Raw genomic sequence first — 18,799 nt, forward strand, 5'->3', positions numbered from 1 at the left:
AGTCTGCTGGCGGCGCACCCGCGACCCCAACCAGGCATCCTTGAGGTCGTGCAGATCCGCTCCGATCGATCCCACCACTTCGACCGTTCGGCGGCCGAGGTGTGGGAGGCGCTCACCCGGACCGACGACTACCGCAGCTGGTGGCCGTGGCTCCGCCGCCTCGACGGCGCGGCGATGGAGGCCGGCGCCGAGTGGGAGTGCACCGTGCAGCCGCCGCTCCCGTACGTGCTCCGGTTCGCGATCGCCATCGACGAGGTCGACGAGGCGTTGCGGGTCACCGCGTCAGTGCACGGCGACATCCGCGGAACGGCAGAACTCACGTTGTCGGAGACCGACGCCGGGTGCGATGTCCGCCTGGCCTCGGTGTTGGAGCCGGCGAACCGTGGACTCCAAGTGATCTCGACGCTGGCACCACCGGTCGCCCGGTTCGGACACGATTGGATCGTCCGGACCGGGGTCGACCAGTTCCGCCGCCAGGCGTGGTGAGGGCGGTGACTCAGGCGATGCGCCGTGCCAACGTGCGGGTCGCGCTCCCTTCCTGGAAGAGACCGCCACCGCCGTCGAGCGCCGCGATGTAGTCCTCGTCCTTGGCGATGGCCTCGGCGCCGGCGTCGACCGCGGCGGCGCTGTCGTAGAGACCGAGCCACCGCATCTCGCCGAACCCGCCATAGCCCGAGGTGCACACGAGGACCGACGAGTGCGTGAGTCGGGCGTGCATGTCGGCGATCTCCACCGCCCATGCGCCGGCCTCGGCGAAGTGGCCCTCCGATGGAGTCGCCGCCGTCACCTCGGCATAGGAGCCGACGGCTGGCCGGGTGTACTCGCCTCCGGTGGTGTGGACCATGCGCAGCAGCGAGTCCTCACCCGGTGTGGTGACCCAGTCGGCGGCCTTGGTCTCCAGGTCGAGGTACGCAGCGTCGCTGCCGAGCGCGTCGAACGCGGCCTCGAGCGCGGTCAGGCTGTCGGCGAGCGTGCTCCACGCCAGCGTGCCCACCGGACCACCGAACCTCCCTTGCCACAACGACACCTCGAGATCGGTCGCGCCGTTGACCGTCTCGGTGATGTCCATCGCCCAGGGGACCACCTCTTGTGCCGGCCCCTGGAAGGTCACCATTCGTTGGAAGATGATCACGACTGTTTCCCCCTTCGCGGGGTCGGGTCGTTCCCTCCCTCGACCCATGCTCCGCTCGAGCGTGGCGCATGTCTGCGGCGTACAACGGCCAACGCGCCAGCAAACGGTCCCCGAGGTGGTGAGAAGTGTCACGGTCGAGGCCGGCGCAGGACGATGCGGAGGCGGACTCGCGCCCAGCGTGATCTCAGTCGGCGACGACGACCGCAGCCTCCGTGAGGCAGGCCAGATCGGTGCTCATGGGGACGAGCACGACCTCGTCGGCTCCGGCTGCGGCGGCGCCGTCGAGCACGGCGCGGACAGCGTCGGGGTCCGATGCCGTCACGGTCGAGGCCATGGCGTCGGCGAAGCGGTCGCCGAAGACCCGGAGGTACGCATGGACGCCCTCGCGGAGGCGTGTCCCGGCATCGGGACCCAAGGCGAAGAAGCACCCGGTCACCAGGCGAGGTGACTCGGCTCGGCCGGCTTCGCCCCAGGCCTTCTCGGCCAGTCGGAACGTTCCCGCCATCTCGTCGGCGACGCCCCCGACCGAGAACCCCGTCACGCCGTCGGCCCACTGGGCCGCACGCGCCATGGCCTTGGGACCGAGCGCTCCGGCCAGCAGTGGTGGTCCTGACTCGACCGAAGGACGCGGCCCGAGAGGTGCCGTCGCCCCGTCGGGGATCTCGCCCGACCACAGGCGCAGGAACTCGGCCACCCCGGCATCGAGACGGGCATGACGACTGGCGAAGGGCACACCGACCGTGGCGTAGTCCTCCTCGCGCCCGCCGACGCCGACGCCGACGACCAGCCGTTCGGGAGCAAGTTGTTCGATGGTCAGGAGTTGCTTCGTCACGAGACCGGCGGAGTGCCAGGGGAGGACGACGACGTTGGCCATGACGCGGACACGTTCGGTCAGCGCCGCCGCGGCCGCGAGGGTCGTGAACAGCTCGGGGTTCTGGAAGGTCATCCGTTCGCCGGCCGAGACGCTCGAGAACGGCGAGTCGTCGAGGCGACGACACCACTCCACCGTGGTCTCGCGCGTGTAGCCCGACGCCATCGTGGGCAGTGACATCCCGATGTCCATTCGGGGAGACTAGGGAGCCGGTGGCAGGCTCCGGGCGTGATCCTCGTCGACGCCACCGACCTCCGCGTCGCCCGACCCGACCGTGTGCTCTTCGAAGACCTGTCGGTCACGATCTCGTCCGGCGACCGGATCGCGGTGGTCGGCGTGAACGGCACCGGGAAGTCGACGTTGCTCGGAGCACTGGCCGGTTCTCGCCCACCCGAGGACGGGACCATCCGGCGCGGACAGGGCGCACGCGTCAGTCATCTCGACCAGGACGCGCCCCTCCCCGCCGGCACCGTCGCCAGCGTCACCGGCGACCGGTGGGAGGCCGCCGCCGTACGCGACCGGCTGGGGCTCGCCGGCCTCGACGATCGCCCGACCGACCAACTCTCGGGCGGGCAGATCAAGCGCGTCGCCCTGGCGCGGGCGTTGCTCACGTGTGGTCCTCCCGGTGGTGGCCCTCCCGACGACGCCGATCTGTTGATCCTCGACGAGCCGACCAACCACCTGGACGTGGCCGCGATCGTGTGGCTCGAGGAGTGGCTGGCGTCGTACAAGGGCGGTCTGGTCCTCGTCACCCACGACCGTCACGTCCTCGACCGGGTCACGACGCGGATCCTCGAACTCGACCGCGGCGCTGCCCACGTCCACGAGGGCGGCTACGCCGGGTACCTCGAGGCGAAGTCCGAGCGTGCAGACCGCGCCGCGTCGAGCGAGGCCAAGCGACGCAACCTGGCCAAGGTCGAGCTGGCCTGGCTCCGTCGTGGCGCCCCGGCCCGCACCTCGAAGCCCAAGGCCAGGATCGAGTCGGCCGAGGCGCTGGTCAAGGGCGGACCGCGGAACGACGACATCCGTGGCACGGCGATGGAGCTCCATCTCGGGACGCCACGCCTCGGCGACCGGGTGATCGAAGCCCACGGCCTCGCGGCCCGGGTCGACGGTCGGACGCTGTTCGAGGGGCTCGACGTCGACCTCGACCCCCGTGACCGCCTCGGCATCGTCGGGCCGAACGGCGCGGGCAAGACGACGCTGCTGCGCATCCTCGCGGGGACGCGTGCGCCCGACGAGGGAACGGTCGAGACCGGCCCCACCGTCCGCCTTGCGCACTTCAGTCAGGACGCGGCCGAACTCGACCCGTCGGTCCGGGTGCGCGACCTCGTCACCGGCGGCAAGAAGGAGGTGTCGTGGGAGGACACCGCGCTCATGGAGCGCTTCTGGTTCGACGGTGACGCCCAGTGGGCACCGGTCGGCACGCTGTCGGGCGGCGAGCGCCGCCGCCTCCAGTTGTTGCTCGCCCTGATGACGCAGCCCAACGTCCTGCTCCTCGACGAGCCGACCAACGACCTCGACCTCGACACCCTCCGGATCCTCGAGGACCACCTCGACGAGTGGCCGGGAGCACTGGTCGTCGTCTCCCACGACCGCGCCCTGCTCGAGCGCACGGTGGTCGACGTGATCGAGATCGACGGCAACGGCAACGCGGGTCGTCGGGCCGGTGGCGTCGCCGCACACCTGGCCGACGTGCAGCAGCGACGCGGTCGAGGCAAGAGCACGACGACAGAAGCGCCGGCGCCGAAGGCCAAGAAGCCGGCGCAGCGGTCGACCGAGAAGTCGGGACGATCGCCGTCGACGGTCCGTCGCGAACTCAACGCCGCCGAACGCGAGTTGGCGAAGGCGACCAAGGTCGTCGACGCACTCGCGGTCCGTCTCGAATCGGCGATCGGCGACCACGAAGCCCTGGCCGACCTCGGTCGTCAGATGGCGGCCGCACGCACCGCGGTCGACGGGGCCGAGGAGCGCTGGTTGGCGCTCGCCGAGGAGGCCGAGGAGGTCAACCCCGGGCTCCTGTAGTGCTCAGCCGGTCTGCTGATGGGCCCGGACGTCGAGGAACGCTGCCGTCGACGCGTGCGCCCGCTCGATCAACTCCGCCGTTCGTCCGAAGTCGTTCCGCTTCATGGAGCCAGGATCGACCCCGGGGATGACGATGACCTCGACGTCGTCGGACACGCGAGCGAGGTCCTCGTCGAACCGGAAGTTGCGGGCGATCGAGAACGAGTGCAGCAACACGTCGATCGGCCGTTTCGGCAACGGTCGCGGGCGGTCGAAGTTGCCCACATGGAGCACGATGATCCGATCGACGGCGTGATGGAGCGCTCGGGAGATCGGGACGTTGTCGACCACGGCGCCGTCGATGTAGTGCTCGCCGTCGATCTCGACCGGTGGCAGGGCTGCGGGGAGCGCGGCCGAGGCGAGGACGGCGTGGTCGACGCGCCCTCGATCGAACCAGTGCGCGCGGCCCGTGCGCAGGTTCGTGGCGACGCACTCGAAGGGGATCGGGTAGTCCTCGATGTGTTCGTGCGGAGCGCAGCGGTCGATCAGGGAACGGATCCCCTCGTCGGGGTACAGGCTCGGCGACTTCTTGAGCAGCATCCACGGGCCGCTCATCTTCGTCGCCGGGAACAGGTCGTCGCCCCGCACGTCGAGCCAGATCCTTCGCAGTCGTTCGACCCCATCCGGGCTCGGGTCCGCAGCCATCGCCAGACCGTTCAGTGATCCGACCGAACAGCCGACCACCAGGTCGGGCACCTCGCCCCGGTCGACGAGCGCCCGCAGCATGCCGACCTGGACACTGCCGAGGTTGCCGCCGCCCCCGAGCACCCACGCCGTGCGCGGTCGCCGACGCGTCACCAGATCCGTCACGGTCATGTCTGTCCTCCCTCTCCCGACGACATCATCGGCCGGAGTCGGCGAGACCAGAAGGCCTTGACATGAAACCGACATGCAGAACGGTGCGAATCGGCCGAAACCCGATGCGGCGATCGCATCGGCACGGGCCTGAGTAGCCTCCGCCGGCATGACAGGACTCGCAGGCCGGATCGCTCTCGTCACCGGGGGAGGGCGCGGCGCGGGCCGGGCCATCGCCCTCGGCCTCGCCGAGGACGGCGCCGATGTGGCGGTGAACTATCGCCGCGACGAGGCGTCGGCGGCGGAGACCGTGGCCGAGATCGAGGCACTCGGTCGGCGGGCGATCGCCGTGCAGGCGTCGGTCGACGATCCCGAGGCCGACGCCGCGATGATCGATCGGGTGTGCGGCGAACTCGGACCGATCTCGATCCTGGTCAACAACGCGGGCCAGGCGAGCCGCGGCCAGTCGGTCGCGAAGACCGAGGACTGGGAGGTCGCGAAGCTCCTCGGCACCCATGCCATCGGACCGCACCACGTCTGTCGCCTGGCGCTCCCGCACATGCGCGAGTGCGAACGGGGCGACATCGTGTTCATCTCGTCGGTCGCCACCGACCACCACGCGGCCAACGGTGCGCCCTACAACATGGGCAAGGCGGCGATGGAGGCGCTGGCGATGACGCTGGCCAAGGAAGAACAGCGCAACGGCATCCGGGTCAACGTCGTGGCACCGGGCCTGATCGACACCGAGATGGGGCGGCGCCTCGTGAAGGCGGGCGGCGTGGACGACATCTCGACGTTGAGCGCGGGCTTCCCGTTCGGTCGGGTCTGTCAGCCCGAGGACATCGCTGACGTGGTCCGTTTCCTCGTCGGCCCCCAGGGCTCCTACGTCAGCGGTACGCGCCTCCGAGTCGACGGCGGCGGTCAGACGTTGATGCGGTGACGGTCAGGCGTGTTCGCCGCGCTGGCGATTCATCTCGCCGCGGTACGACGCGGCGAGATCGGCCTTCGCCGTCTCGGTGAGCGCCTTGCCGGCCATCTGGAAGACCTCGCGCTCCTCCTCGTCGAGATGGTGTGTCAGGCGCTCGCGGAGGTCCTTCGCCGTGGTGAGCCACCCGGCCGACGAGCGGTCCTTCTCCTCGAGATCCTCGATGAGCTCCTCGAGTTCATGGTGTTCGGCGACCGAGTGCCGGGCTTTGTCCTGCGTGAGGTCGTGTTCCATCAGCGGGATGTAGAAGAAGCGTTCTTCCGCGTCGGCGTGCGCCGCCATCTCGGTCTTCAGCCGGTCGAACACCGCCGCACGCGAGTCGGAGTCCCCCTCCGTCTGCACCAACTCGTCGGCCAGCGATCGCTGGATCTCGTGGTCGTCGCGTAGGGCCTCGAAAACGGTCAGGTCTGGCACGGGTCTGCTCCTGGGTTGCCGTGGTGGGTACGCGGCCGTCCGTACCCGTACCGAGGGCAGACCAGACCGTCAGCGCCCGCGGAACTCCGGCTCGCGTCCCTCGGCGAAGCTCGAGATGCCCTCGAAGAAGTCCTTGGTTCCGAAGAGCTGCATGGTCTGGAGCAACACGTGATGGGTGTGGGCCGGGAAGTCCTCGGTGAGTCCGTGCCGGTACAGACGCTTCATCGCTCGGATCGCGAGCGGTGCGTTGGCGGCGATCTCGCGTGCCCATGCGTGGGCCTCGTCCACGAGTTGGTCGTCGGGGACGACGGCATTGGCCAGGCCGATGTCCTTCGATGCCTGGGCGTCGAGGTCACGGCCGAGGAACCCGATCTCGGCGGCCTTCGCCCAGCCGACGAGACGGGGCAGGTACCAGGTGCCGCCGGACTCGGGGACCACGCCGCGCTTGGCGAAGCCAGGCATCAGGCGGGACGACTCGCCGAGCAGCCGCATGTCGCAGCCGAGGGCGAGGTCGAGCCCGTAGCCGGCGGCGGCGCCGTTCACGGCGGCGATGATCGGCGTGTCGATCTCGAAGAGGATCGAGGTCGGCAGCGAGCGGGTGTTCTGGAGCACCGTGGCCCCACCACCGCCGCCGTCGCCGCCGGACCCGCCGATGCCGGTGCCCGACATGGCGTCCTTGATGTCGAGTCCGGCGCAGAATCCCTTGCCGGCGCCGGTGAGGACGATGGCGCGGACGTCGACCGAGTCGTCGGCCTTGGTGAGCACCTCCGACAGGCGGTTGAGCATGCGGATCGAGATGGCGTTGCGCCGATGTGGCCGGTTGAGCGTGATCGTCGCGACGTGGTCGTCGCCGACCTCGTAGAGGACCGGATCGGGCTCGGGCGTGTCGATGTCGGTGTCTGAGGCCATCTCGGTAGCGTAGGGGCATGTCCGTCACCGAGACCGAGACTCCCGAACCGAGCGACGAAGCAGCCGACGATGGTGTGATCCTCGCCGTCACCGAGGTCGCGGTCGCCAAGGTGCTCGAGCTCCGCGAAGCCGAGGAAGACGCCAGCGGCCTCGCCCTCCGGGTGTCGGTGACCGGGATCGCCGGTCCCGAGTACACCTACGACCTCACGTTCGAGCCGCTGTCCGAGGCGACCGACACCGACAACGTCTACGACCAGGGCGATCTCCCGGTCATGATCCCGGCCGACTCGATGGACGCGCTCCAGGGCGCCACGCTCGACCTGCCCGGTACCGACGGCCAGGGCGGTCTGGTGCTCCGCAACCCCAACCGGCCCGACCCCCTCGCCGGTGTCGAACTCGACCTGCACGGCACCACCGCCGAGCAGGTCCAGCAGCTGCTCGAGCAGCAGATCAACCCCGGCCTCGCCGCGCACGGCGGGTTCGCCGAGCTCAAGGGCGTCGAGGGCGACAAGGTCTACGTGCTGATGGGCGGCGGCTGCCAGGGCTGCGCCGTCTCGGCCATGACGTTGCGCGAAGGCATCGCGGCATCGATCACGAGCGCGATCCCCGAGATCACCGAGGTGATCGACGTCACCGACCACGACGCCGGCGAGAACCCCTACTACTCGTGACGCGACGAGGCCCGGACCTCGGTCCGGGCCTCTCCCCCTGGTCGCCCCCATGACGTGACAACGAACACAGGATTCCGCATCCTGGCGCGAAGTGCAAGCTGACGGGCGCGCGAACGACGTCTCCGTCGGTCACTACGACCAATCTCGCGTGCGGCCCTGGGGCAGACGAGACGATGCGAAGCATCGTCGGTTTCTCGAACGTCCCCTCAGGGACGGAGAGAAAACCCATTGCACGGGACGCCCCCACTGGGGTCGGATAGCGAAGACGTCCCGGGCAGGGAACACAACGTCTGGGAGGGAACCGCTGACGTTGCTGACCGAGGAACGGACGTCCCGGTCGTTCCTTGCGGTCCCGTGTGAACTTTTTCTACGAGAGGGAGCGGGCGTGGGCGGCGTGCGCCCGGCGGGCCGATCCGGCGATGCCCTCGGCGTCGAGACCGAAGCGGTGCAGGATGTCGTCGACGCCTGCGTGCTCGATGTAGGTGGTGGGGATGCCCAGCGTCTCGACCCTCGGCGTGGCCGAGTCGGTGCACGCATCGGTGATCTCCGTGGTGATGAGCGATCCGGCGCCGCCGTTGCGGTATCCGTCCTCCACCGTCAGCACCAGCGCATGGCCGGCGGCGTCGGCGATCATCGCCGGGTCGAGCGGCTTCACCGATCGGACGTCCCACACGGTCGCTTCGATCCCTTCGGCGGCGAGGGTGTCGGCGGCCTCGAGCGAGGCCTCGAGCATCTTGCCGACCGCGAGGATGCACAGGTCGCTCCCGTCGCGCGCCTTGCGGCCCCGGAGCCCGGAGCCGACCTCGTCCTCTGCCGGACGTGAGGGGAGCGTCTTGGGCCAGCGGATCATCACCGGACCGTCGGAGATGTCGAGGGCGTCGTGCAGCATCACGCCGATCTCCTCGTACGACGAGGGGGCGAGCACGGTCATGTTCGGGACCTTGGTGAACAACACCATGTCGAGCACGCCGTGGTGGGAGGCGCCGTCGTTGCCGGTGATCCCGGCGCGGTCGATGCAGAAGACGACGGGCTGGTCGTGCAGACCGACGTCGAGGTTCACCTGGTCGAAGGCCCGGGACATGAACGTCGAGTACACGGCGATGACGGGACGGAGGCCACCCATCGCCATGCCTGCGGCCGAGGTCACGGCGTGCTGTTCGGCGATGCCCACGTCGAAGACCCGGTCGGGGAACCGCTCGGCGAAGGGCAGGAGACCCGTCGAGTCGGGCATCGCGGCGGTGATCGCCACGACCTCGGGTCGGACGTCGGCTTCCTTGATCAGCGCCTCGGAGAAGGCCGCGGCGCAGTATCCCGGCTTGACCGAGCCCATGTCGTGCATGTGCTTGATCGAGTCGTTCTCGGCCGGCGCGTAGCCCCGGCCCTTCTGGGTGAGGACGTGGACCACGATCGGCCCCTCGTACTCGTGTGCGTCGCGCAGCGCGCTCTCGAGGCCCTCGACGTCATGACCGTCGAAGGGGCCGGTGTAGCGGATGCCGAGGTCCTCGAAGAACGCCGGCGGCTCGAAGTAGTCGCGTAGCCCGGCGAGGGTGGCCTCGAAGCCCCGCTCGAGGCGGTCGCCCAGGAGGGGGACCTCGCGGAGCAACTTCTCGAACCGGGCCTTGTTGCGGAGGTAGCGGGGGTCGAGGCGGATGCGGGCCAGGCTGTCGCCCAGGCGGCTCGCAGTCGGCGCGTACGAGCGTCCGTTGTCGTTGAGGATGATGATCGCGTTCGAGCCGCTGTTGCCGAGGTTGTTGAGGCCCTCGTAGGCCATGCCGCCGGTCAGCGAGCCGTCGCCGATGACGGCGACGATGCGCCGGTCGGTGATCTCGTTGCGGTCCATGGCGGTGGCGAGGCCGTGGGCGTAGCTCACGATGGTCGAGGCGTGGCTGTTCTCGACCCAGTCGTGGGGTGACTCGCTCCGGCTGGGGTAACCGGAGAGGCCACCCTCCTGGCGGAGCGTGTCGAAGGTCTCGCGGCGACCGGTGATCAGCTTGTGCACGTAGGCCTGGTGGCCGGTGTCCCACAGCACGATGTCGCGAGGCGACTCGAACACCCGGTGGACGGCGAGGGTGAGCTCGACCGCGCCCAGGTTGGAGCCCAGGTGGCCGCCGGCGGGGGAGGCATCGATCGCATCGACGATGAACGCCCGGATCTCGACCGCGAGGTCGCCGAGCTGGGCGTGGCTCAGACCTCGCAGATCGGCGGGGCTGTTGATGCGATCGAGCAGCATGGGTCGAGATGACTCCCGTGGCGGAACGTGGGCGGACGAATCCGCCGTACAGGGTTTCTACGGTACCGGCAACGGGTCCGGACGGGCGACGCAGGGGTCCCGACGCCGGGTGGCGTCTAGATTCGGCCCGATGGGGTCGATCGAGCGTGCCCGTGAAGAGGGCCAAGGCGTCGTCGGTGCGATCCGTCGCTCGTTGACCGAGCGCGCGGCGTCGCTGCTGAAGGAGCATCCGGAGTTCGCCGAGGGCGCAGCCGAGGTCGGCCTGGTCGACAAGGCATGGCTCGACGACCCGACCGGCCACCCGATCCGCACCGCCACCTCGCTCGACGTGGTGCAGCGATTCCTCGAGCGTTCGGTCGAGCGCGAGCCCTCCCTCATCGCCAGCATGGGGCTCAACGCGATCCAGATGCTGTCGATGGAGTCCGAGAGCGACGACGGCGGTGGACAGGCCCACCCGATGACGATCGTGTTCACCGACCTCGAGGGGTTCACGCGGTTCACCAGCCGCGAGGGCGACGAGGCAGCCCGAGCACTGCTCGACCGCCACCACAAGTCGGTCGGGCCGGTCATCCGCAGCCGGGGCGGTCGGATCGTCAAGAAGATCGGTGATGGGTTGCTGATCACGTTCGCCGCACCCGAGGCCGCCGTGCTGGCGGCGATCGAGATCGGCGAGTCCGACAGCGGCGACCTCCGTCTCCGTGCCGGGATCCACCACGGCGAGGCCGTGCTCATGGGCGACGACCTGATCGGCCACGACGTCAACCTCGCCGCCCGTGTGGCCGACTCGGCCAAGGGTGGCGAGACGCTCGCGACCACCGACGTGCGATCGGCCGTCGGGCCCCTCGCCAACGTGCGGTTCGGGCGGGCGCGGCGCCGGAACTTCAAGGGAGTGACCGAATCGGTGTCGGTCTGTCCCGTGACCCGGGCTCGCTGAGGCAGCGATGAGCGAGGAACGGCCACGCGACATGTCCATGGAGGACGTGATCGCCCTCCAGGAGCAGGCATGCGCTCGTGCCGGGTCGCACCTCTATGCCGAGATCCTCGCGGCGATCGGCGCGGACTACGCGGCCGGTGGGCCCAGCGCCCGGTTGCTGAGCCCGTGGACGGACAACGCGCTCGCCGATGCGATCCCGCTGCGTCTGCTCGCCGCCGTCCACCGGATCGTCCTCGACGGGCGGGCGCCCGGACTGGCCCGCTTCTTCCCCAGCGCCGGGGGCACCGACGGCGGAAGCGCAGCGGCGGCCTTCCTCGACGTGTTGCGTGACCACCACGCCGAGATCGCCGGAGGGATGCACGACGGTGTGCAGACCAACGAGGTCGGCCGTGCCTGCTCGCTGGTCGGCGGATTCCACGTTGTCGCCGCCGAGACCGGCATGCCGCTGCGGATCCTCGAGGTCGGGGCCAGCGGGGGCCTCCTGTTGCGCTGGGATCAGTTCACCTATGTCGCCGGCGATCGGCGATGGGGCGGTGACGCCGGGCTCCGATTCGACGATCCCTGGACCGATCGGATCCCCGACTTCGTCGACGACCTGACCGTTCGAGAGCGGCGGGGTTGCGACATCAATCCGATCGACCCGACGACACCCGAGGGCGTGAACACCCTGCGTGGATTCCTGTGGCCCGACCAGGTCCACCGGCGTGAGCGACTCGACGCGGCCATCGACATCGCACACCTCCATCCTGCGACCGTCGATCGAGCCGATGCGGGACTGTGGGTCGAGGAACAGTTGGAGCGCCCGACGCCGGGCATGGCGACTGTGGTCTTCCACTCGATCGTGCTCCAGTATCTGCCCCGAGCCAGCTTCGACCGGCTCCGAGCGGCGTTCGCTGGCGCAGGAGACCGGGCGACGCCCGACGCCCCGCTCTACTGGCTGCGGATGGAGCCGGCCGGCGTGGTGGCCGACGTGCGCCTTCGTTCGTGGCCCGGCGGCGAGGACCGGCTGCTGGGGACGACCGGATTCCACGGCCCGCCCGTCGACTGGACGGCCGGCGAGTCCTAGACGGCGACGAGCGGGCGTCGACGCCGCTCGATCAGGTTCGCGAGCGCCGCGCCGGTGCCGAGCGCGAGGAGTCCGCCGACGGCATCGATCCAGTAGTGGTTCGCGGTCACGATGATCGTGAACAGCGTGAGCACGGGATACAGGTAGACGAGCATCCGGAGCCACCGGCGGCGCACGAGCGACGACAGGACGATCATCGACCACACCGACCAGCCGATGTGCATCGACGGCATCGCGGCGTACTGGTTCGTCACCGACGCAGCCTTCTCGTCGTCGAAGGAGATCCATCCGCCGTGCACTGCGAGCGTGTCGACGTAGCCGTACTCGTCGCACCCTTCGACGATCTTCTGACCGGGGGCGGCCGCCTCGGCAGCGTCCGGGGCGTAGACCTGGCAGGCCCCGTACTTGCCGGGATCGTCGAGGAGGCGGGGCGGCATGAGCGAATAGCTGGCGAAGCCGACGAGCGCGACCGCCGTGGTCAGCCCGAGGGTGTTGCGCCAGCGCGAGTAACGACCCTTGCCCGACCGGAACAGCCAGAACAGCGCGCCGGCCGTCACGACGAAGTGCGCGACCCCGTAGAAGATGTTCCAGACCCGGATGAATCCCATCGACGGCAGGTCGAGGTACCACCGCTGGATCGTGTCCTCGAAGTACAACCCGAGCGACTTCTCGAGGTCGATGATCTGGCGTGCGTGTTCGAACGCGACCGAGGCGTCGATGTCGCCGGTCCCCTGCGAACCGAAGAGGTTCCGGACGAAGGAGTAGATGGCGTAGAAGGCGGCGATCATCAGCAGTTCGAGCCACCATCGAAGGCGGACGGTCTGCTGCGGCTCCACCCCCGGTTCGGTCTGGGCCGGGGTTGTCGTCATGGACGCGGGCTCATCATGGGGTGGCTGGTGTCCTGGTCCGTCCGCCGACCGCGAACGCCGGAGCGCCGAGCAGGCTGACCGTGAGGTTGAGCAGGTAGAGCAGCAGACCGAGGGCGATGGCGTCCTCGGTCGCCACGCCGAGCGGGCCGAGGAAGAGGACGAAGGCGCCTTCACGGATGCCGAGTCCGGAGATCCCGATGGGAAGCACCTGGACGATGAGGACCGCGGGGAAGAAGGCGAGGAGCGCCGTCAACCCTGCCGGCTGGAGTCCGAGCGCACGGGCGGCGGCGACGGCCGAGAGCACGAGAACGAACTGGTAGGCGAAGCCGGCCAGCAGGACACTGACGGCCGACCGTGGGTGCGCACGCATGCGGGCCAGGCCGAGGTGGATGGCACCAGCGAAGCGACGCCATCCCTCGCGGACGGCGAACCGGGTGCCGAAGCGGTCGCTGGACACGGCGAAGAGCGTCCCGGCGAGCAACGAGAGCGTGGCCAGGGCGAGAGCGGCGGCCACGACGGTGGCGGTACCGAGCTGGCGGAGGCCGGGATTCACCGCGAGACCGAAGAGGGTGATGACCGGCAGGACGAGCCAGCCGGTCACCCGCTCGAGGACGACCGAGGCGAAGGTGTCGGGCGAGCGTCCCGTGTCCTTGGACAGGCGACTGACCCGCAGCACGTCGCCACCGATCGTGGTCGGCAGGACGTTGGACACGAACTGGCCGGCCATCGTCAGCGAGAACAGGCGACCCATCGGTGACGGCAACTCGAGCGCGGTGAGCACCTGCTTCCAGCGGAGGGTCGCGAGGACCATGCCGACGAGCGTGAGGGCTCCGGCCACGCCGAGCCAGAAGAAGGTGGACGACGTCGGTTCGGGCACGAGTTCACCGAGGTCGACGTCGGGTGCCTGCCACAGCAGGACGCCGATCATGCCGACACTGACGACGATACGGAGGGCGAGCGAGACCGCGGGGTGGAGCTTCACGTCTGTTCCCCCTCCGGCTGGATCATGGTGCTGGGTCGTCGAGTGGACGTGGGCCGGTCCAGCCTACGCCCGACCGTGGGCGCGGGTGGGTCAGCGAGCCTTGTCGAGGAACCGCTCGACGTCGACCACCACGCGGGTCACCTTGCCCGCACCGATGAGGCCTCGCGGATCGCTGGCCGACACGGTGAAGGTGAGGCGGCGCCCCGAGATCTTCTCGAGCGTGGCCTCGGCGGTGACGGGGGCGCCGACCATGGTCGGCGCGAGGTGGTCGAACTGGACGCGTTGGCCGACCGAGGTCGAGCCCGTCTCCAACGCGCCTTCGATGGCGGCGACGGCGGCTTCTTCGCACAACGCGACCAGTCGTGGCGTCGCGAGCACGGGCACGATGCCGGTGGAGAACGACTGCGCGGTGTCTTCGTCCGCGACGAGCAGTTCGATGGACGCGGTCAGACCGGTCTGGAGGGGCACGCCGGTACGCTACGCGGTCCGACTGGGCCTTTGTCAGATCGAAGCCACCGTTCCGGAGGAACCCCATGATCGAACAATCCGTACTCGAGCGCGTCCTGCACACCGCGCTGTCGACGGGCGGTGAGTTCGCCGAGGTGTTCGCCGAGGACCGCCAGAACGGGAACGGGATGCTCGACGACGGCCGGGTCGAACAACTCACCTCCGGTCGAGACCGCGGTGCCGGCATCCGTGTCGTCGTGGGCGACACCACCGGGTTCGCCCACACCGCCGATCTCTCGGAGGAAGGCCTGCGCAGCGCCGCCACCGCCGCCTCCGCTGCCGCTCGCCACGGAGGGGGAGGCGTCCGCGAGGTCGCGCTCACCCGCACCGACGTCCCCTCACCGAACGACGTGCAGATCTTCCCCGAGGACGTCGCCAAGGGCGACCAGGTCGAGATCCTGCGTCGGGCCGACGCCGCGGCCCGCGCTGCCGGCGGCGACATCAGCCAGGTCACCGCTTCGATCGGCGCCGGGCGCAAACGCATGCTGGTCGCCAACAGCGACGGGCTCTTCACCACCGACGACCAGGTCCGGACGTTCTTCTCGGTGAGCGCGATCGCCACCGGCGACACCGGCATGCAGACCGGCCGCAAGAGCATCGGCCACACCATCGGCTTCGAGCTCTTCGACCGCATCGACGTCGAGGAGTTCGCCGGCGAGGCCGCCCAGCAGGCGATCACCAAGCTGCGGGCCCGACCGGCGCCGTCGGGCGAGCTGCCCGTCGTGATCGGCGCCGGTTCCGGCGGCGTGTTGTTCCACGAAGCCTGCGGTCACGGTCTGGAGAAGGACCTGGTCGACAAGGGCGCGTCGGTCTACGCCGGCAAGGTCGGCGAGCTGGTGGCCAGTCCGTTGGTGACACTGGTCGACGACGGCACCATCGCCGAGGAGTGGGGCGCCTTCGCCGTCGACGACGAAGGATCGCCGGCCCGACGCAACGTGCTCATCGAGGACGGGGTGCTCACCGAGTACATGTGGGATTTCCTCCGCAGCCGAAAGGACGGTCGAGCGACCTCGGGCAACGGTCGTCGCCAGTCGTACAAGCACCTGCCCATGGTCCGCATGACCAACACGTTCCTCGAGGCCGGCGAGACCGATCCGGCCGACATCATCGCCGGCACCGACCACGGGGTCTACGTCGCCAAGCTCGGTGGCGGGCAGGTCAACACCGCCTCCGGCGACTTCGTCTTCGGCATGGTCGAGGCGTACCTCATCGAGAACGGCGAGATCACCGAGCCGCTGCGTGAGGGCAACCTGATCGGCAACGGCCCCCAGTGCCTCCGCGACATCGAGGTCATCGGCAACGACTTCGCCTTCGGCGGCCCCGGAACGTGCGGGAAGGACGGCCAGGGCGTGCCTGTGGGCGACGGCTGCCCCACACTTCGAGTGAGCCAGCTCACCATCGGTGGGACGGCAGCATGAGCAGTTCCGTGCAGACCGATGCCGGGACGTCGGTCGAGGCGCTCCAGGCCATCGCCGACCGCGTCGCCGCCCAGGCCGGGCCGGGCGAGCAGGTCGAGGCGTACCTCAGCGCCGGGACGTCGACCGACGTCGACGCCTACGAGGGCGAGATCGAATCGCTGACCCAGGCCGGATCGGCCGGCATCGGCGTCCGCGTGATCAAGGACGGCCGGACCGGGTTCGCCTGGGCCACGAGCCTCGACGACGACATCATCGCGGAGACGCTGGCCGAGGCCCGCGACAACCGCCCCTACGCCGAACCCGACGAGTGGGCCGGCATGGCCGAGCCCGACGGCGTCGCCGCAGTCGAGCTCGACATCCATCGGCCCGAGGTGCTCACCACCCCGGTGGACGACAAGGTGGCCATGGCCATCGAGTTGGAGAAGATGGTGCGCGGCGCCGACCCGCGTGTGCGTGGCGTGCGGTCTGCGACCTATCACGACGCCGAAGGCGCCTACGCGCTGGCCACGTCGACCGGCATCTCGGCCGGCGGCCGGAGCACCGGCGCCTACGTCTCGGTGAGTGCGCTCGCCGACGACGGCGACGCATCGGTGATCGCCGGGGGCTACTCGATCGGTCGTGCCCCGAGCGAGGTGTCGCTGTCGGAGGCGGCCGACGACGCAGTGTCGCGCCTGTTGGCCAAGATCGGCTCGACCAAGCCCGAGTCCGGCGAGGTCACCCTCGTGCTCGAACCCCGTCTGACGTCGACGGTGCTCGGCATCATCTCCGGCATGCTCGGCGGCGAAGCCGTGGCCAAGGGCCGGTCGCCCTTCGCCGAGCGGATGGGCGAGCCGATCGGATCGCCGTTGTTGACGATCGTCGACGACCCCACCAACGCCGACTCGCCCGGTGCCGAGCCCTACGACGACGAGGGCCTCGCCACCCGCCGGGTTCCGCTGCTCCGCTCCGGTGTGCTCGAGGGCTTCCTGCACAACAGCTACTCGGCTCGACGCGCGGGAACGACGTCGACGGCCTCGGCCGCCCGCGGCTTCAGCAGTCGACCGGGCATCTCTGCCCGCGCGCTCACGGTCGAGCCGGGCGAAGGTGATCTCGAGTCGCTGTTGGCCCAGGTCGACAACGGGGTCCTGGCCTCGGCGCTCGGCGGCATCCACTCGGGGGTGAACCCCGTCTCGGGCGACTTCTCGGTGTCGGTCGAAGGGCTGCGCATCCGCGACGGCCAGCGAGCCGAGCCGATCAAGGAGGCAACGCTCGCCTCGACCCTGCAGCGGTTGCTGCTCGACGTGAGCCACGTCGGGGCCGATGTCGAGTGGCAACCCGGCGGGACGGGCGGCGTGACGCTGCTCATCCCCGGGGTGACCCTCTCGGGTCGCTAGACCACCACGACGTGCCTCTCCTCCACGCCATCGTCCTCGGCATCGTCCAAGGACTCTCGGAGTTCGTGCCCATCTCGTCGTCGGGCCATCTCGCGCTCGTGCCGTGGCTGTTCGGGTGGGACGACTTCGGTGATGCCGAGTCGCTGGCCAAGACGTTCGACGTGGCCCTCCACATCGGGACGCTGGCGGGTGCCGTGGCCTACTTCTGGGGCGATCTGGTCGGCTTCGCCCGCGACGGCCTGAAGCTGGTGATCCCCGCCAATCGGGAGCACGCGACCCCGCAGGGCCGGATGGCGTGGCTGCTCCTGGTGTCGGCGATCCCCGCAGCCATCACCGGCGCAGCCCTGACGTCGACGATCGAGAAGCTCGACGACGAGTTCTGGCTCATCGGCGTCATGTTGGTGATCGGAGCGGTCCTCCTCCTGCTCGCCGATCGCCTCGGCGGCCCGCGCGACGACCAGTCGTTCCGCCTCCGCGACGCGCTGCTCATGGGCCTCGGACAGGCGGCGGCCCTGCAACCGGGCGTGTCCCGCTCCGGCGTCACGATCACCGTCGCCCGCGCCCTCAAGTTCGACCGCGTCGCCGCCGCCCGGATCTCGTTCCTGATGAGCCTGCCGATCATCGCCGGTGCCGGGGCCTACAAGTTCCTCGACGTGATGGGCGAGGGTGGCATCCCCGCCGATTTCCGCGTGCCCTTCGTCGTGGGAATGGCGACGTCGGCGATCACCGGGTACGCCGCGGTGTGGGGGACCATCCGCTTCGTGCAGACCCGGACGTTCCGGCCGTTCGTGGCCTACCGGGTGCTGGCCGGGCTGGCGGTCATCGCCCTGGCCGCCGGCGGCTTCAACAGCTGACACTCGACGGTCGAGCGCAGGGGAACCAACGCTCGGGCGGCGACGTCGAATCCGACATGAAGCTCTCGCGCATCCTCCTCGGTTCCACGTTGGCCCTCGCCACCCTGGTGCTCGTGCCCGACATCGCCCGGGCCGACTGCGCCGGCCCGACGATCGAGTACGAGCCCACCGAGGTCGTGCGTGGCGGCCTGTTGACGGTCACGGGCACCGGGTTCGGCGACAACTGCTACGACACCGGTCCGCCGCCCGAAGGCGAGGGTGTGTTGGGCAATCCACTCACCGAGATCGAGATCCACCTCGTCCAGGGCGACGACGAGCGTCTGGTGGCCACGGGGTCGGCTGACGAGGAGTACGGGTTCCGGGTCGACGTCATCGTGCCGGCGTCGTTCACCCCCGGCGCCATGTCGATCACGGTCGACGTCGGACCGGCGTTCGCCGTCTTCGCTTCGCCCGAGGATCCGTTGGTCGTCACCGAGGCGGCGCCGGTCGAGTCGTTGGGCGCCGAGGTCGCCATGTTCGGCCCGCTGGTCGAGTCGGGTCTCGCTCCCACCGACCTCCCGGTCGACGACAGCGTCGACGGACCGGACGACGATTCGGGAGTCACGGAGGAACTGGCCGCCGATGTCGAGGACGAGGACTCGTCACCCTTGGTGATCGTCGGTGCCGTCGCGATCGTCGCGCTGTTGGCCGCTGGTGGCTGGCTGGCGCTTCGCCGGCAGACCTGA

At 69.7% G+C, this 18,799-nt stretch carries 19 protein-coding genes; 10 read left to right on the top strand and 9 right to left on the bottom strand.

Annotation, left to right across the window (positions count from 1 at the left end):
• Positions 1–48: 48 nt before the first annotated feature.
• Positions 49–486 carry an SRPBCC family protein gene (locus AB8619_RS03245; RefSeq protein ID WP_436795020.1) on the top strand — a complete coding sequence of 146 codons (438 nt, stop codon included), beginning with the start codon at positions 49–51 and terminating at the stop codon, positions 484–486.
• A 10-nt stretch (positions 487–496) separates the two neighbouring features.
• On the opposite strand, the gene AB8619_RS03250 is transcribed toward AB8619_RS03245, so the two are convergent.
• Together AB8619_RS03250 and AB8619_RS03255 are read right to left on the bottom strand one after the other, a co-directional pair.
• Complete coding sequence (locus tag AB8619_RS03250; RefSeq protein ID WP_436795021.1) at positions 497–1,132, bottom strand: hypothetical protein; 636 nt, start codon at positions 1,130–1,132, stop codon at positions 497–499.
• A gap of 184 nt (positions 1,133–1,316) precedes the next feature.
• Positions 1,317–2,195, bottom strand: a complete 879-nt coding sequence (locus tag AB8619_RS03255) for an LLM class flavin-dependent oxidoreductase (protein WP_436795022.1) — start codon at positions 2,193–2,195, stop codon at positions 1,317–1,319.
• A 36-nt stretch (positions 2,196–2,231) separates the two neighbouring features.
• Between AB8619_RS03255 and AB8619_RS03260 the strand changes: the two genes are divergently transcribed.
• Positions 2,232–4,028 (top strand): ABC-F family ATP-binding cassette domain-containing protein, encoded by a 1,797-nt coding sequence (locus AB8619_RS03260; RefSeq protein WP_436795023.1) that lies wholly within the window; start codon positions 2,232–2,234, stop codon positions 4,026–4,028.
• Between the two features lie 3 nt (positions 4,029–4,031).
• On the opposite strand, the gene AB8619_RS03265 is transcribed toward AB8619_RS03260, so the two are convergent.
• Positions 4,032–4,883: a patatin-like phospholipase family protein gene (locus tag AB8619_RS03265; RefSeq protein ID WP_436795024.1), complete on the bottom strand. Its 852-nt coding sequence runs from the start codon at positions 4,881–4,883 to the stop codon at positions 4,032–4,034.
• A gap of 148 nt (positions 4,884–5,031) precedes the next feature.
• Between AB8619_RS03265 and AB8619_RS03270 the strand changes: the two genes are divergently transcribed.
• On the top strand, positions 5,032–5,802 hold the full coding sequence (locus tag AB8619_RS03270; protein WP_436795025.1) for an SDR family NAD(P)-dependent oxidoreductase: 771 nt from the start codon (positions 5,032–5,034) through the stop codon (positions 5,800–5,802).
• A 3-nt stretch (positions 5,803–5,805) separates the two neighbouring features.
• Here the strand turns inward: AB8619_RS03270 and AB8619_RS03275 are convergent, their stop codons facing one another.
• Together AB8619_RS03275 and AB8619_RS03280 are read right to left on the bottom strand one after the other, a co-directional pair.
• Positions 5,806–6,261, bottom strand: coding sequence for a hemerythrin domain-containing protein (locus AB8619_RS03275; protein ID WP_436795026.1), 456 nt, complete (start codon positions 6,259–6,261; stop codon positions 5,806–5,808).
• A gap of 69 nt (positions 6,262–6,330) precedes the next feature.
• Complete coding sequence (locus tag AB8619_RS03280) at positions 6,331–7,170, bottom strand: enoyl-CoA hydratase/isomerase family protein (protein WP_436795027.1); 840 nt, start codon at positions 7,168–7,170, stop codon at positions 6,331–6,333.
• A gap of 17 nt (positions 7,171–7,187) precedes the next feature.
• Here AB8619_RS03280 and AB8619_RS03285 point away from each other — a divergent pair, with 17 nt between their 5' ends.
• A complete protein-coding gene (locus AB8619_RS03285; protein WP_436795028.1) occupies positions 7,188–7,841 on the top strand; it encodes a NifU family protein in 654 nt (217 codons plus the stop codon).
• Between the two features lie 367 nt (positions 7,842–8,208).
• On the opposite strand, the gene dxs is transcribed toward AB8619_RS03285, so the two are convergent.
• A complete protein-coding gene (dxs, locus tag AB8619_RS03290; RefSeq protein ID WP_436795029.1) occupies positions 8,209–10,071 on the bottom strand; it encodes a 1-deoxy-D-xylulose-5-phosphate synthase in 1,863 nt (620 codons plus the stop codon).
• Positions 10,072–10,201: 130 nt separating this feature from the next.
• Between dxs and AB8619_RS03295 the strand changes: the two genes are divergently transcribed.
• Both AB8619_RS03295 and AB8619_RS03300 read left to right on the top strand, forming a co-directional pair.
• Positions 10,202–11,005, top strand: coding sequence for an adenylate/guanylate cyclase domain-containing protein (locus tag AB8619_RS03295; protein WP_436795030.1), 804 nt, complete (start codon positions 10,202–10,204; stop codon positions 11,003–11,005).
• A 7-nt stretch (positions 11,006–11,012) separates the two neighbouring features.
• Positions 11,013–12,071: a DUF2332 domain-containing protein gene (locus AB8619_RS03300; RefSeq protein WP_436795031.1), complete on the top strand. Its 1,059-nt coding sequence runs from the start codon at positions 11,013–11,015 to the stop codon at positions 12,069–12,071.
• Here AB8619_RS03300 and AB8619_RS03305 read toward each other — a convergent pair.
• From AB8619_RS03305 to AB8619_RS03315, 3 genes are all read right to left on the bottom strand, one after another.
• Positions 12,068–12,940 (bottom strand): phosphatase PAP2 family protein, encoded by an 873-nt coding sequence (locus tag AB8619_RS03305; RefSeq protein WP_436795032.1) that lies wholly within the window; start codon positions 12,938–12,940, stop codon positions 12,068–12,070. The two genes, AB8619_RS03300 and AB8619_RS03305, sit on opposite strands and share 4 nt — an antisense overlap.
• A gap of 13 nt (positions 12,941–12,953) precedes the next feature.
• Complete coding sequence (locus tag AB8619_RS03310; protein ID WP_436795033.1) at positions 12,954–13,922, bottom strand: lysylphosphatidylglycerol synthase transmembrane domain-containing protein; 969 nt, start codon at positions 13,920–13,922, stop codon at positions 12,954–12,956.
• Between the two features lie 90 nt (positions 13,923–14,012).
• Positions 14,013–14,390, bottom strand: coding sequence for a thioesterase family protein (locus AB8619_RS03315; protein ID WP_436795034.1), 378 nt, complete (start codon positions 14,388–14,390; stop codon positions 14,013–14,015).
• Between the two features lie 65 nt (positions 14,391–14,455).
• Between AB8619_RS03315 and AB8619_RS03320 the strand changes: the two genes are divergently transcribed.
• The 4 genes from AB8619_RS03320 to AB8619_RS03335 are packed head-to-tail and all read left to right on the top strand — an operon-like array spanning position 14,456 to position 18,799.
• Positions 14,456–15,847 (top strand): TldD/PmbA family protein, encoded by a 1,392-nt coding sequence (locus AB8619_RS03320; protein ID WP_436795035.1) that lies wholly within the window; start codon positions 14,456–14,458, stop codon positions 15,845–15,847.
• Positions 15,844–17,220 carry a TldD/PmbA family protein gene (locus tag AB8619_RS03325; protein WP_436795036.1) on the top strand — a complete coding sequence of 459 codons (1,377 nt, stop codon included), beginning with the start codon at positions 15,844–15,846 and terminating at the stop codon, positions 17,218–17,220. The genes AB8619_RS03320 and AB8619_RS03325 overlap by 4 nt, the downstream gene beginning before the upstream one ends.
• A gap of 11 nt (positions 17,221–17,231) precedes the next feature.
• Positions 17,232–18,074 (top strand): undecaprenyl-diphosphate phosphatase, encoded by an 843-nt coding sequence (locus AB8619_RS03330; RefSeq protein WP_436795037.1) that lies wholly within the window; start codon positions 17,232–17,234, stop codon positions 18,072–18,074.
• 56 nt (positions 18,075–18,130) lie between these two features.
• Complete coding sequence (locus tag AB8619_RS03335; RefSeq protein ID WP_436795038.1) at positions 18,131–18,799, top strand: hypothetical protein; 669 nt, start codon at positions 18,131–18,133, stop codon at positions 18,797–18,799.

Source organism: Actinospongiicola halichondriae, from assembly GCF_049103745.1.
Classification (GTDB): domain Bacteria; phylum Actinomycetota; class Acidimicrobiia; order Acidimicrobiales; family Salinilacustritrichaceae; genus Salinilacustrithrix; species Salinilacustrithrix halichondriae.

Excerpts from the sequence above, each read along its gene's own strand:
- AB8619_RS03305 (WP_436795032.1), bottom strand. The coding sequence starts at position 12,940 with ATGACGACAACCCCGGCCCAGACCGAACCGGGGGTGGAGCCGCAGCAG.
- AB8619_RS03335 (WP_436795038.1), top strand. The coding sequence starts at position 18,131 with ATGAAGCTCTCGCGCATCCTCCTCGGTTCCACGTTGGCCCTCGCCACC.
- dxs (WP_436795029.1), bottom strand. The coding sequence starts at position 10,071 with ATGCTGCTCGATCGCATCAACAGCCCCGCCGATCTGCGAGGTCTGAGC.
- AB8619_RS03285 (WP_436795028.1), top strand. The coding sequence starts at position 7,188 with ATGTCCGTCACCGAGACCGAGACTCCCGAACCGAGCGACGAAGCAGCC.
- AB8619_RS03255 (WP_436795022.1), bottom strand. The coding sequence starts at position 2,195 with ATGGACATCGGGATGTCACTGCCCACGATGGCGTCGGGCTACACGCGC.
- AB8619_RS03265 (WP_436795024.1), bottom strand. The coding sequence starts at position 4,883 with ATGACCGTGACGGATCTGGTGACGCGTCGGCGACCGCGCACGGCGTGG.
- AB8619_RS03295 (WP_436795030.1), top strand. The coding sequence starts at position 10,202 with ATGGGGTCGATCGAGCGTGCCCGTGAAGAGGGCCAAGGCGTCGTCGGT.
- AB8619_RS03300 (WP_436795031.1), top strand. The coding sequence starts at position 11,013 with ATGAGCGAGGAACGGCCACGCGACATGTCCATGGAGGACGTGATCGCC.
- AB8619_RS03280 (WP_436795027.1), bottom strand. The coding sequence starts at position 7,170 with ATGGCCTCAGACACCGACATCGACACGCCCGAGCCCGATCCGGTCCTC.
- AB8619_RS03320 (WP_436795035.1), top strand. The coding sequence starts at position 14,456 with ATGATCGAACAATCCGTACTCGAGCGCGTCCTGCACACCGCGCTGTCG.
- AB8619_RS03325 (WP_436795036.1), top strand. The coding sequence starts at position 15,844 with ATGAGCAGTTCCGTGCAGACCGATGCCGGGACGTCGGTCGAGGCGCTC.
- AB8619_RS03270 (WP_436795025.1), top strand. The coding sequence starts at position 5,032 with ATGACAGGACTCGCAGGCCGGATCGCTCTCGTCACCGGGGGAGGGCGC.